The organism is Sulfitobacter faviae, from assembly GCF_029870955.1.
GTDB lineage: Bacteria > Pseudomonadota > Alphaproteobacteria > Rhodobacterales > Rhodobacteraceae > Sulfitobacter > Sulfitobacter faviae.
The window spans coordinates 2,170,642-2,183,766 of sequence record NZ_PGFQ01000001.1; the positions used below are offsets into that span (position 1 = coordinate 2,170,642).

At 65.1% G+C, this 13,125-nt stretch carries 9 protein-coding genes and 2 pseudogenes; 6 read left to right on the forward strand and 5 right to left on the reverse strand.

All coding sequences use genetic code 11. The features are described 5' to 3' along the window. The first annotated feature begins 75 nt into the window (after positions 1–75). Positions 76–1,299, forward strand: coding sequence for an acyl-CoA dehydrogenase (locus CUR85_RS11250; protein WP_067263620.1), 1,224 nt, complete (start codon positions 76–78; stop codon positions 1,297–1,299). A gap of 125 nt (positions 1,300–1,424) precedes the next feature. Further along, a pseudogene (locus tag CUR85_RS11255) lies at positions 1,425–3,597 on the forward strand (thiamine pyrophosphate-dependent enzyme). 179 nt (positions 3,598–3,776) lie between these two features. On the opposite strand, the gene CUR85_RS11260 reads toward CUR85_RS11255, so the two are convergent. Genes CUR85_RS11260 through CUR85_RS11275 form a run of 4 tightly spaced genes read right to left on the reverse strand, consistent with a single transcriptional unit; the run spans position 3,777 to position 7,866 of the window. Next, positions 3,777–5,009 carry a mandelate racemase/muconate lactonizing enzyme family protein gene (locus CUR85_RS11260; protein WP_067263629.1) on the reverse strand — a complete coding sequence of 411 codons (1,233 nt, stop codon included), beginning with the start codon at positions 5,007–5,009 and terminating at the stop codon, positions 3,777–3,779. A gap of 23 nt (positions 5,010–5,032) precedes the next feature. Continuing rightward, positions 5,033–5,875: an NAD-dependent epimerase/dehydratase family protein gene (locus tag CUR85_RS11265; protein WP_067263631.1), complete on the reverse strand. Its 843-nt coding sequence runs from the start codon at positions 5,873–5,875 to the stop codon at positions 5,033–5,035. A gap of 12 nt (positions 5,876–5,887) precedes the next feature. Continuing rightward, positions 5,888–6,667 (reverse strand): HpcH/HpaI aldolase family protein, encoded by a 780-nt coding sequence (locus CUR85_RS11270; RefSeq protein ID WP_067263632.1) that lies wholly within the window; start codon positions 6,665–6,667, stop codon positions 5,888–5,890. Further along, a complete protein-coding gene (locus CUR85_RS11275; protein ID WP_067263635.1) occupies positions 6,664–7,866 on the reverse strand; it encodes an NAD(P)/FAD-dependent oxidoreductase in 1,203 nt (400 codons plus the stop codon). Before CUR85_RS11275 ends, CUR85_RS11270 begins: the two co-directional genes overlap by 4 nt. Before the next feature lie 256 nt (positions 7,867–8,122). Here CUR85_RS11275 and CUR85_RS11280 point away from each other — a divergent pair, with 256 nt between their 5' ends. From CUR85_RS11280 to msrB, 4 genes are all read left to right on the forward strand, one after another. Further along, positions 8,123–8,623: a sigma-70 family RNA polymerase sigma factor gene (locus CUR85_RS11280; RefSeq protein WP_067263638.1), complete on the forward strand. Its 501-nt coding sequence runs from the start codon at positions 8,123–8,125 to the stop codon at positions 8,621–8,623. After that, the gene (locus tag CUR85_RS11285; RefSeq protein ID WP_067268386.1) at positions 8,620–9,312 is read left to right on the forward strand and encodes an anti-sigma factor; all 693 of its coding nucleotides are present in this window, start codon (positions 8,620–8,622) and stop codon (positions 9,310–9,312) included. Before CUR85_RS11280 ends, CUR85_RS11285 begins: the two co-directional genes overlap by 4 nt. Positions 9,313–9,483: 171 nt before the next feature. Continuing rightward, positions 9,484–10,038: a fasciclin domain-containing protein gene (locus CUR85_RS11290; protein WP_067268384.1), complete on the forward strand. Its 555-nt coding sequence runs from the start codon at positions 9,484–9,486 to the stop codon at positions 10,036–10,038. 81 nt (positions 10,039–10,119) lie between these two features. Then, positions 10,120–10,602 (forward strand): peptide-methionine (R)-S-oxide reductase MsrB, encoded by a 483-nt coding sequence (gene msrB / locus CUR85_RS11295; protein WP_067268381.1) that lies wholly within the window; start codon positions 10,120–10,122, stop codon positions 10,600–10,602. Between the two features lie 54 nt (positions 10,603–10,656). Here the strand turns inward: msrB and hrpB are convergent. Beyond that, a pseudogene (gene hrpB, locus CUR85_RS11300) lies at positions 10,657–13,097 on the reverse strand (ATP-dependent helicase HrpB). Between the last annotated feature and the right edge of the window lie 28 nt (positions 13,098–13,125).

The window sequence follows — 13,125 nt, forward strand, 5'->3', positions numbered from 1 at the left end:
GGACAAAGCAGCGATAGAGTTCGCGCCGCCGATTTGCAATACTGCCGCAAATCACATCACCCGAAAGGATGCATCATGACCGCTGACGCCCCCAAGCTGCGCGCCAAGGACAAACCCGATCTTGGAACCTTCGATTGGCAGGATCCCTTCCGCCTCGACAGCCAGCTCACCGAAGACGAGCGCATGATCCGCGATTCCGCCCGCGCCTATGCGCAGGAAAAGCTGCAACCGCGCGTGATCGAAGCCTTTGCTGAGGAAAAGACCGACCCCGAGATCTTCCGCGAGATGGGCGAGATGGGCCTTCTCGGCGTCACCATCCCCGAGGAATACGGCGGTCTCGGCGGCAGCTATGTCTCCTACGGTCTCGTCGCCCGTGAGGTCGAGCGCGTGGACAGCGGCTACCGCTCGATGATGTCGGTGCAGGCGAGCCTCGTCATGTATCCAATCTACGCCTATGGCTCCGAAGAGCAGCGCCAGAAATACCTGCCCAAGCTCTGCTCGGGCGAATGGATCGGCTGCTTTGGCCTGACCGAGCCCGATGCGGGCTCCGACCCTGCGGGCATGAAGACCCGCGCCGTGAAGACCGACACGGGCTACAAGCTGACCGGTTCCAAGATGTGGATCTCGAACTCCCCCATCGCCGATGTCTTTGTGGTTTGGGCCAAGTCCGAGGCGCATGACGGCAAGATCCGCGGCTTTGTGCTGGAAAAAGGCATGAAGGGTCTGAGCGCGCCGAAGGTTGGCAACAAGCTTTCCTTGCGCGCCTCGATCACCGGTGAGATCGTCATGGACGGTGTTGAAGTCGGCGAAGACGCGCTGCTGCCAAATGTGCAGGGTCTGAAAGGCCCCTTCGGCTGCCTCAACCGCGCCCGCTACGGCATTTCTTGGGGCGCGATGGGTGCTGCCGAGTTCTGCTGGCACGCGGCGCTGCAATACGGGCTGGACCGCAAGCAGTTCAACAAGCCGCTGGCGCAAACCCAACTGTTCCAGAAGAAGCTGGCGGATATGATGACCGAGATTTCGCTCGGCCTTCAGGGCTCGCTGCAAGTGGGCCGCCTGATGGATGCCGCCAATGCCGCGCCCGAGATGATCTCGATCGTCAAGCGCAACAACTGCGGCAAGGCGCTCGACGTGGCACGCATGTCGCGCGACATGCACGGCGGCAACGGCATCTCGGGCGAATTCCAGGTGATCCGTCACATGATGAACCTCGAGACGGTGAACACCTACGAGGGCACTCATGACGTGCACGCGCTGATCCTGGGCCGTGCGCAGACCGGCCTGCAGGCGTTCTTCTAAACACTGGCTTCGGGGGCACTCCCCCGGCCACCGAGAATACTTATGGCCAGAAAGAGGGGCGGCGCCTTTCTTTCTGGCCGACATGCTTTCGCCGAGGGCGATTAATTTCTATTTGAAGAGGCCCCATGGACCGCGTTGCCATCGTTCATGAGAACTTCCTCCGTCGCGTTGCGGCGGGGGATTTTCCCGTTTCCACCTGCCCACAAAAGGCGCTTGATCGCGACCAGCTAGAGCAACTCTACCGTGCTCAGGTGCTGAGCCGGGCGCTCGACCTGCAAAGCCGCGTCATGCAGAAGGAGGGGCAGGGGTTCTACACTATCGGCTCATCGGGGCACGAGGGGATGGCAGCGGTGGCGGCGGCGCTGCGCGTCGATGACATCGCTTTCCTGCATTACCGCGATGCGGCCTTCCAGATCGCCCGGGGCGATCAGGCGGGCGGGCAGGACATGATGTGCGACATGCTGCTCAGCTTTGCCTGTTCTGCGAGGACCCGATCAGCGGCGGGCGGCACAAGGTCTTGGGCTCGCGCCCGCTGATGATCCCGCCGCAGACCTCGACCATCGCAAGCCATCTGCCCAAGGCGGTGGGGGCGGCGCATTCCATCGGCATGGCGCGGCGGCACCGGCCCGAGCATGCGATCCTGCCGCGCGACGGCATCGCCATGTGCAGTTTCGGCGACGCCTCGGCCAACCACTCCACCGCGCAGGGGCGATAAATGCCGCTTGCTGGACCGCCGTGCAGGGCGTGCCGCTGCCGCTGCTGTTTGTCTGTGAGGACAACGGCATCGGCATTTCGACCAAGACACCGACGGGCTGGATTAAGGCGTCGATGTCGGGCAGGCCGGGGCTGAAGTATTTCGAGGGCGACGGGCTCGATCTGCACGCGGCCTATGCGGCGGCGAAGGAGGCGGCGGATTACGTGCGCGTGCATCGCAAGCCGGCTTTCCTGCACCTGCGCACCGTGCGGCTCTATGGCCATGCCGGGGCGGATGTGGCGACCTCCTATCTGCCCCGGGCCGAGGTGGAAGCGGATGAGGCCAACGATCCGCTGCTGCATTCCGCGCGGCTGCTGGTTGAGGCTGGAGCGTCTGCCGAGGAGGCGCTGGCGATCTACCGCAATACGCAAGAGGTGGTCGCGAAGGCGGCTGACGAAGTGGTGAAACGCCCCCGGCTGAAGACGGCGTCGGACGTCATGGCCAGCCTCGTGCCGCCCAAGCGCGACTGCGCGCCCAGCAACGGGCCGAGCGCCGAGGCGCGGGCTGAGACCTTTGGCAGCGATATGGGGCAGATGGACAACCTCCAGCCGATGTCGCGGCTGATCAACTGGGCGCTGCACGACCTGATGCTTTCGCACCCCGAGACCATGCTGATGGGCGAGGACGTGGGCCGCAAGGGCGGGGTCTATGGCGTCACGCAGAAGCTGCAGAACCGTTTCGGGCCGGGGCGGGTGATCGACACGCTGCTGGACGAGCAGAGCATCCTCGGCCTCGCCATCGGCATGGCGCACAATGGCTTTTTGCCGATGCCGGAGATCCAGTTCCTCGCCTATCTGCACAACGCCGAGGACCAGCTGCGCGGCGAGGCGGCGACCCTGCCGTTCTTCTCCAACGGTCAATGGAGCAACCCGATGGTGCTGCGCATTGCGGGGCTCGGCTATCAGAAAGGGTTCGGCGGGCATTTCCACAACGACAATTCGCTGGCCGTGCTGCGCGACATTCCCGGCATTATCATCGCCTGCCCCTCGGCAGGGGACGACGCGGCGATGATGCTGCGCGAAGCCCATCGTCTGGCGCGCGAGGAGCAGCGGGTGGTGGTCTTTGTCGAGCCCATCGCGCTTTACCCGATGCGCGACCTGATGGAGGCCGGGGATGGCGGCTGGATGCGTAGCTACCCGGCCCCGGATCGGCGGATCGCTCTGGGCGAGGTCGGGGTCACGGGCGCGGGCAGCGATCTGGCGATCGTGAGCTACGGCAACGGGCATTACCTGAGCCAGCAGGCGGCGCGCGATTTGGCCGAGGCAGGTGTTGATGCGCGGGTGATCGACCTGCGCTGGCTGGCGCCTTTGCCGGAGGATGCGTTGATCGAGGCCATCGGGGATCGTCCGGTGCTGATCGTGGACGAGTGTCGTCGGACGGGCGGGCAGGCCGAGGCGCTGATGGCGCTGATGGCGGAGCACGGTGTGGCAAGGTTCGCGCGGCTGACGGCGGAGGACAGTTTCATCGCCACGGGGCCGGCCTATGCGGCGACGTTGCCCTCGCGGGAGGGGATTGTCGCTGCGGCGCGGGACTTGCTGGGGTAGTCGAGGGCTAGCGCCTGCCCGCGGGTTGGCGACGCCTCGGGTTGTTCATGCCACTTTATGGCACAGGTTCGATGTGGGGTCGCAGAGGGACGTGTAGGTGGCAAAATCGCCTACCCGGGGGGCGGGCAGGCGATGGCCCGGCGCCTGCGGCTTGTTCCGGGCCGGGCAGGCGATGGCCCTTAGTGGCTATCCGCCGGTGCGCCGCCTTGGAAATTATTCCCATTCACATAATCGCAAGGCTCTTCACGCATCTCCAGATGCAGGCCATCGCCTGTATAGGGATGCGCGCGGGCGAATTCCTCATCGACTTCGATCCCCAGACCGGGCGCTGTGGGGGCGGTGATAAAGCCGTCCTCCACCCGGATCGACCCTTTGATCAATTGGTCATGGAATGGCGTCTCGATACATTCGCACATCAGGATGTTCGGGATCGCGGTAGCGAGCTGCACATTCGCGGCCCATTCCACCGGCCCGGCATAGAGATGCGGCGCCACTTGCGCGTTATAGACCTCGGCCATGGTGGCGATCTTCTTGGCCTCCGCGATGCCGCCCACGCGGCCAAGGGCCGGTTGCAGGATCTCCGCCGCGCCCGCCCGCAACAAAGGCGCGAATTCGGCCTTGGTGGTCAGCCGCTCGCCCGTGGCCACAGGGACGCGCACGCCGCGTGCGACCTTGGCCATCTGCTCGGGCGCGTCTGGCGGGATCGGTTCTTCGTACCACAGCGGGCTATAGGGTTCGATCGCTTGGCCCAGCCGGATCGCGCCCGCGGTGGTGAACTGCCCGTGGGTGCCAAACAGCAGGTCGGCACGGTCGCCCACCGCCTCTCGGATGGCCTTGCAGAACGCCGCTGAAGTGCTGATGTCCGACATCGCAGGCATATGCCCGCCGCGCAGCGTATAGGGGCCGGCGGGGTCGAATTTCACCGCCGTATAGCCGCGCGCCACGCAATCCGCCGCCGATTCCGCCGCCATCTCGGGCGAGGTCCAGAAATCCGCCATGCTGTGATGCGGCAACGGGTAGAGGTAGGTATAGCCGCGCACCCGATCATTGGTGCGCCCGCCGATCAGCGCATGCACCGGGCGGTCGCGGTCCTTGCCCAGAATGTCCCAACAGGCGATCTCCAACCCCGAAAACGCGCCCATGACCGTCAGATCTGGCCGCTGAGTGAATCCTGCGGAATAGGCGCGGCGGAACATCAGCTCGATATTCTCGGGGTTTTCGCCCTGCATATGGCGGGCAAAAACATCTTCGATCACCGCGCGCATGGCGTCGGGCCCGACGCTGGCGGCATAGCATTCGCCCCAACCGGTGATGCCGGTGTCGGTGGTCACCTTGACCAATATCCAATAGCGCCCGCCCCAGCCGGGGGCGGGCGGGGCCGTCACGATGATATCGAGGTCTTGCAGTTTCATGACGGTCCCTTTCGTTTGGCCGCTTAGGTCTCTTTCTTGTCGTCGACGATGGTCATCTGCGCGATGCCGCTTTCGCCCAGATCGACCTTGGCGAAGGGGCCGCCGTGGCACATCTGGCCGGGGTCGCTGATGTCGGCGGGGCCTTCTTCGGCGAGCACTTTTTCGGCGAATTGCTCGGCGTTGTCCTTCGGGCGGTAGCCGAGGAAGGAGGCTTTCGAGTTGTCCACCGGCGCGCGGTCGTTGTTCGACACGCCGTAGATCACCGAGAAACCGACCGAGGGCGTGTCCACCGCGCGGGTCACCAGTTGGATCAGGTCGTCATAGCTGAGCCACGAGCCGAGCGCGCGGGAGTTGTTGACCTGTGCCGCGCTCAGGATGCGCAGATGCACGGATTCGAGCTGGCGCTTGTCCCAGTACATGGAGCCGAGGTCTTCGGTGAAGCATTTGGCGAGGCCGTAGAAAGTATCGGGCTTGTGGGCCGCGTCGATGCCGATGAAATCGGCCTTTTTGTGCATTCCCACCGCATGGATCGAAGAGGCATAGACCACCCGGCGCACCCCGGCTTGATAGGCCGATTCCCAGACATTGTAAGAGCCGACGAAGTTCGGGCCCAAGAGTTCCATGAAGGGTTTTTCGTCCACGATGGCCCCGAAATGCACCACCATGTCAGCGCCCTCCATCAGGGCCGCGACTTGGTCGTATTCCGCTAGATCGGCCTTCTGATAACGCTCACCGTCGTAAAGCTTGCCGATGTCCTCGGCGATGTCGGAGCTGACCAGTTCTTCGCACATCGCGGCCAGTGGTTCGCGCAGGTAGGAGCCGAGGCGCCCGGCGGCGCCTGTCAGGACCAGTTTCTTAAATTTCATAACATCTTCCTTTCACGTCTCAGAAATCTTGTCGCGCACCTGCGCGCGCAGCGCATCGGCCCCTTGGGCCAAAAGGCCCACATCCGTGCCGCAGGCGACAAAGGTGAAGCCTTCGTTCAGCAGTTGGGCGGCGAAATCGGGATCGGTGACCAGCGTGCCGACGGGAATGCCCTTGTCCATTAAGAGTTTGGCAGCGGGGCGGATCACCTCCCAGACCTCGGGGTGCAGGGTCTGGCCCAGATGGCCCATATCGGCGGCGATATCAGCGGGGCCAAAGAAGATACCGTCGATCCCCTCGACCTCGGCAAAGGCGGCGGCGTTTTCGACGGCGGCGCGGGTTTCAAGCTGGATCAGGATGGCGGTTTGGTTCTCGACCTGGGCGTTGTAATCCGCGACCCGACCAAATTGGTTGGCGCGGTTCAGCCCGGCCACGCCCCGAATGCCGCGGGGCGGATAGCGGCAGGCGGCCACGGCGGCGCGGGCTTCATCGGGTGTCTGCACCATGGGGAATAGCAGCCCCGGCGCGCCGAGGTCCATCAGCCGTTTGACCTTGACCGCATCGTTCCAGTCGGGCCGCACCATCGCCGTGGTCTCACTGCCCGAGAACGCCTGCAACTGCCCCAGCACCGAGGCCATGTCGCTGGGCGCATGTTCCATATCCAGCATCACCCAGTCATAGCCCGCATGGGCCACCACCTCGGCGGCATAGCCGTTGGAGAGGGAGACCCAGAGGCCAAGCTGCTTTTGCCCGGCACGGATGGCCGTGAGGAAGCTGTTCTCGCGCAATTTCATATCACGGCCCTTTCCACGAATTTCTCGGAACGCACGATCCGCGCGTAGTCCAGTGGCGTGAGGTCGAGCGTGCGGTAGGCGCCATGGGTGATCAACTCTGCCGTGCCGCGCCCGATGGCGGGGGCCTGTTGCAACCCGTGGCCGGAAAAGCCGTTCATAAAGACGAAATTCGCGACCTTGTCGTGCCGCCCCAGAATCGCGTTCTGGTCGACGGTGTTATAGGCGTAATGCCCGACCCATTCGTTGATCACCTTGACCCGCTCAAAGGCCGGAACGCGGGTGGCGATGGTGGGCCAGACCTTCTCTTCCCAGATCGAATGGTCAAAGGTGAAATCGTCATAGGCGGCGTCATAGTCATCCTCTGGCGGGCAACCGGCCATGTAATATTTGCCTTCTTGGCGCATATGCACGCCGCTGGGGTCGATGGTCAGCGGCAGGTCCATTTCCAGCGGCTCGGCGGCATCGAAGATGAAGGTGTAGCGTTTGCGCGGCACCACGGGCAGGCTGATCCCGGCCATCTGCGCCGTCGCTGCCGCGCGGGGGCCGGAGGCATTGACCACCGTCCCGCAGGAGACCGTCGCGCCGGACTTCAGCGTCACCGCATCCACGGCACTGCCCGCAGGGTTCAGCACCATGCCCGTCACCTCGTCATGCACAAAGGTCACGCCGCGGCGCTTGGCCATGCGTTTGAACCAGTCGAACATGGTGCCGCCGTCGAAGTAGCCCTCATCCACCGTGTTGTGATTGCCCGCGATCACATCGTCGAGCATGTAGAAGGGATAGCGCGCGGCGATCTCATCCTTGGTCATATGCTGGGTATGCGCGCCCATGGAGGTCTGGATGCCCTGCGCCTCGCGCAGGGTCTGGGCAAACTCGGGCGTGTCGGCAAGATAGAGGTACCCGAAGCTTTGCAACGCCAGTTCCGGCACCTCGGGATCGTCATGCATGAAGTGGCGGAAGTTTTTGATGAACTCGGCCCCGAACTGAGAAATCTGGATGTTCACGGGGGCGCTGAACTGCTGGCGGATGCAGGAATTCGTATGGCTGGTCGAGGCGAATTCATAGGTCGGATCACGCTCGACCACCAGCACCTCGCCGTCGAATCCCGGCGTGTTGGTCAGCCACCAAGCCAAAGCCGAGCCATAGATGGCCCCGCCCACGATCACCACGTCATAGGACGTCTCAAGCGCGTTTTGCATGCACAGTCTCCCTTTGCGCATTCCCCTCTGAATCGTGGGTAGCCTAAGCATCCAGAGCCTGCAATCTTTGTGAAGCGCGGCGTGAATTTTCGTTTTGCGGCGATGGGTTGCGCCTGTGTTCATGAATGAGGCAGGGTTGACTTTTACTGCGGCTGTCGCACCATGAGCGTTATGCCGGAACACAGATGACCGCCCGAAGGAGTGGCCCTTGGACAGCGACCGCGAAGAGATTGAGCGTCTGATTGCGCAGGTCGCAATGGGAGACCGTGCCGCTTTTGAGGCGCTCTATGATCGGGTGTCGGCGAAACTATTCGGGGTCTGCCTGCGTGTGTTGGATACACGCGCCGCAGCAGAGGATGCCATGCAGGACAGTTTCGTCAAAATCTGGAATAATTCCGACCGCTATCAGGCCAATGGCCTGTCGCCGATGACGTGGCTGATCACCATTGCGCGCAACACAGCGATCGACCGGCTGCGCGCCACCCGCAAGGGCCATCAGAACATCGACACGCCGGGGCTGGAACTGGCCGCGCCGGGGCCGAACCCCGAGCAATCCGCCGTGGCCGCCTCTGAGGCCAAGCGGCTGACCAATTGTCTGGATGATCTTGAAGCGGATCGCGGTGCTGCGGTGCGCGGGGCGTACCTTGATGGCGACAGCTATGCCGAGCTTGCGCAGCGTTTCAACGTGCCGCTCAACACCATGCGCACATGGCTGCGCCGTGGTCTGATGGCCCTGCGGGAGTGTATGAGCGTATGAGCGACACCCCCATCACCCCGCCCGAAGACGACGATCTGCTGGCCGCCGAAATGGCCTTGGGCCTGTTGGAAGGCGAAGACCGTGCCGCCGCCCGCGCCCGGCTGATGCAAGACCGTGATTTTGCCCGTCGCGTGGCCGATTGGCAGGAGCGTTTCGTGGCGATGACCGACGATATCGCCCCCGTCGCCCCGCCCGCGAAGCTGCGCCGCGCGCTGATGGCGCGGCTCTTCCCCGCGCGGCAGGTGCCGCTGTTGCAGCGGCTCTGGCTGTGGCAGGGGGTGTCGGTGGCAGCACTGGCCACCGTGGCCTTCCTTGCCCTGCCGATGCTGCGCGAGGCGCCGATGCAGCCCCCGGCAGAGGTCTATGCCACCCGCATGGCCGCCGAGGACAGCGCGCTGGAATTGCTGGCCGTCATGGACATGTCGCGTGGCGATATCGCGCTGCGCCGTGTCTCGGGCGACGCGCCCGCAGGCCGCGTGCTGGAGCTTTGGGCAATCCTGCCGGACCGCGCGCCGATCTCTCTGGGCGTGCTGCCTGAGGGGGAGGTTAACCGCGTGGCCTTGCCCGCTAATCTGGTGCCCGAGGCGGCGCAGATCACGCTGGCCATTACCGATGAGCCGCCCGGCGGCGCACCCGGCGGTGTCCCCACCGGGGAGGTCATGGCCGCTGGTGCTGTGGCGGAGCTCTAAACCCCGAAACGCCCTGCTTTGACCGAGCAGGGCGTTTCATTTTTCATTTCCCTTACAACGCGTTATGATTTTGTTGCGAATTTTCTGAACCATTCTGAAACTCCTCTCACGTCTGCCCCGTGGGTCCAGTATCGCCGCCCACAACGGGAGGCATTCAAGGGAGGAAACCCAATGAAGACGCTCAAGACATTCGCCGCCGCCACCGCCACTGCCGCTCTGCTGGCCACCGGTGCCATCGCCGCTAATCCCGAAGTGGGCGGCGCGCCCATGTTCGAGAATAAGAACATCGTCGAAAACGCCGTGAACTCCGCCGATCACACCACGCTGGTCGCCGCCGTGAAGGCTGCCGGTCTGGTCGATACGCTGGCCTCCGAAGGGCCGTTCACCGTTTTCGCCCCGGTCAACTCCGCCTTTGACGCGCTGCCTGCGGGCACTGTCGAGACCCTGCTCAAGCCCGAGAACAAGGACATGCTGACCAAAGTGCTGACCGCCCATGTGGTGGCCGGTAAATGGTCCGCCGCCGACATCGCCGCCAAGGCACGCGCCTCCAGTGATGGGTTCTATCACTTTAACGCCGTCTCTGGCGATGCACTGTCGGCGCAGGTGAAGGGCCGCAACGTCTATATCATCGACGAAAGCGGCAACGCCTCACGCGTGACTATCGCAGATGTGAACCAGTCCAACGGGGTGATCCATGTTGTAAACAGCGTGCTGGTGCCCAAATAAGAGGCAACCCACACCCCTGTTGCTGGGCCAGTACCCCATGCTGGCCCGGCGCCATCCCACCCGAACGCGAGGAGTAACACCATGAACAGACGTCATTTTCTGACATCGACCTTTCTGGGCGCCACCGCCATCGGGTTGGGCGCGCGCGGCACCTTGGCGGCCTATGTCGAGGGCGACTTCGAGGTTACCCGCAGCGAAGCCGAGTGGCGCGCGATGCTGAGCGACTTGGAATATGCGGTCATGCGCGAAGGCGATACGGAGCGCGCCTTTACCAGCCCGCTGAACGATGAGAAACGCCCCGGCACCTTCATCTGCAAGGGCTGTGATCAACCGCTTTACGATGCGGCGACCAAGTTCAAAAGCGGCACTGGCTGGCCGAGCTTTTATCAGCCGCTCGACAATGCGGTTGAGACCATGGCCGACAACAGTTTCTTCATGCGCCGGACCGAGGTGCATTGCGACCGTTGTGGCAGCCATCTGGGCCATATCTTTGATGACGGGCCAGAGCCCACGGGCAAGCGGCATTGCATCAACGGCGTCTCGCTGAAGTTCGTCGCGGCTTAACGGATAGGTCTCACCCAAACGGTTCGCGCGCCGCTTTCGGCGCGCGTTGTCTTGTCAGGTGCCGCGCGGTTTGGCGCGCAGGGTCGGGTCCGCCACCGTGGGGTCTTCGGGCCACGGGTGACGCGGATACCGCCCGCGCATGTCTTTTCGCACATCCGCATAGGAGCTTGCCCAGAAGCCGGGGATGTCCATCGTGACCTGCACCGGGCGCTGCGCAGGCGACAGCAGGGTGACCTGCAATGGCTGGCCGCCCACCGTCGGGTGCCGCGTCACGCCGAACATCTCTTGCAAACGCAGCGCGATGCCGGGGGTTTCACCGCTGTAGTCGATGGCCACGCGCCGCCCGAGCGGGGTTTCGAAATGGGCAGGGGCCGAGCGGTCCAACTCTTGCTGTTGCTCCCAACTCAGCCGGGCTTTGAGCGCCGGGGTGATGTCGAACCCTTTCCAATCCGCGCTGCTGCGCACGCCCGTGAGATGCGGCAGCAGCCAGTCTTCCAGCGTCTCCATCAGATGCGCTTCGGTGAAATCGGGGAAGGGCGCGGGCATCAGCCGGGCGCGGGCCAGAAACAGCGCTGCCGTCTTGCCGGGGTTCAGCCCCAATTGCCGCACCCCGTCCAGCATCGCAACCGCCACTGCATCGGCGGGCGCATCGGGCCATGTCCGGTCCTCCAGAACCAGCGCGCCGAAGACCTCTTGCTTGCGGGTCAGCACACGCCCCTCGCGGCGCGACCATAGGCAGACATCCTGCCAGCGGATTTGATCGGCAAAAGTGGCCCGCAACTCGGCGTCCGAGATCAGCGCCGCCTGCCGGATGCGCGCCTCGCGCGGGTCGCCGTCGAGGTCCGTGGCCACCAAGAGCCGCGCGCCCGCCATCGGGTCGGCCTCTGGCAGCACGGCGCCCTTGCCGCCCGAGAGCACATAGCGCGGTGCCTCGCCCTTGCGGCGCAGCCCGACGCGGTCGGGGTAGGCGAGGGCCGCTAGCACGCCCAAGGAGCCCGGCCCGTCGCCCTTCGCGCCGCGTGCAAGGCGTTTCGCCTCGGCCTTGATGCGCGCTAGCGTGGGCGCATGGGGCGGCGTGGCAGTGCGTTTGCCGGCCAGCGCGTCCATCCGCAGCGCAAGGTCGACCGGCGCGCCGCGCATCGGATCGCGCTCGGCCAGAAGGGCCGCGAGCATCGGCGCGGAGGGACCGCCGCGCGCCACCATATGCGCCAGCCGCGGGTGCAGGGGGAGTTTCGCCAAGGCGCGGCCATGTTCGGTGATGCGCCCGCTGCCGTCGAGCGCGCCTAGCATCTGGAGCACCGCTTGCGCCTCGGCCAGACGGCCCGCGTGGGGCGGGGTGACGAAGCTCAGATCGTTCGCCTGCGCCCCCCAGAGCGCCAGTTCCAGCGCGAAACCGGTCAGGTCGCCAGCCTCGATCTCGGCCGGGGGAAAGCCGCCAGCGCGCCTTCCTCGCCCCGGGTCCAGAGCTTGTAGGCGACCCCGGTATCGAGCCGCCCGGCCCGGCCCGCGCGCTGCGTCGCCTCGGCGCGGGTCACCCGCTCGGTCACCAGCCGGGACATGCCCGAGGCCGGATCAAAGAGCGCGCGCCGCGCGCGGCCCGCGTCGACGACGATGCGGATGCCCTCGATGGTAAGGGAGGTTTCGGCGATGGAGGTCGCCAGCACCACCTTGCGGCCGGAGGGGGCGGGGGCGATTGCGGCCTGTTGCGCCTTGAAGTCGAGCGCGCCGAAGAGCGGAGCGAGGGTGCAATCCTGAGGAAGGGCGGGGCGCAGAAGCGCCTCGACCCGGCGAATCTCTCCCTCGCCGGGCAGGAAGACCAGCGCGGAGCCGGGCGCCTCCGACAGCGCCTTTAGCGTGAGGTCGGCCACGGCCTTCTCCAGCCGTTGCTTGCCCATCGGCTTGTCGAGCCAGCGCGGCTCGACCTCGAAACTGCGCCCTTCGGAGGTCACGATGGGCGCCGCCATCAGGGCGGCCACCGGGGCGGCGTCGAGCGTGGCGGACATGGCCACCAGCATCAGGTCGTCGCGCAGCGCGCCCGCAACTTCGAGCGCCAGCGCGAGGCCGAGATCGGCGTTGAGCGAGCGTTCGTGAAATTCGTCGAAGATCACCGCGCCGACGCCGGGTAGGTCTGGGTTGTCCTGCAACATGCGGGTCAGGATGCCTTCGGTAACCACCTCGATGCGCGTGGATTTCGACACCGCCGAGGCGCCGCGCACGCGAAAACCGACGGTCTGCCCGGTCTCCTCGCCAAGGCTTTCTGCCATGCGCGCGGCGGCGGCGCGGGCGGCGAGGCGGCGCGGCTCCAGCATCAGGATGCGGCCTTGGGTCAGCCCCGCATCTAGCATCGCCAGCGGCACCCGCGTCGTCTTGCCCGCGCCGGGAGGCGCTTGCAGCACGAAGCGGCCCGTGTCGCGCAGGGCGGTGATCACATCCGGCAGGACGGCGTCGATGGGCAGGGCGAAATCAGCATTGGACATGGCGCGGTTATCGGGCATCGCGCGCGGCGCGCCAAGGGTGGGGATG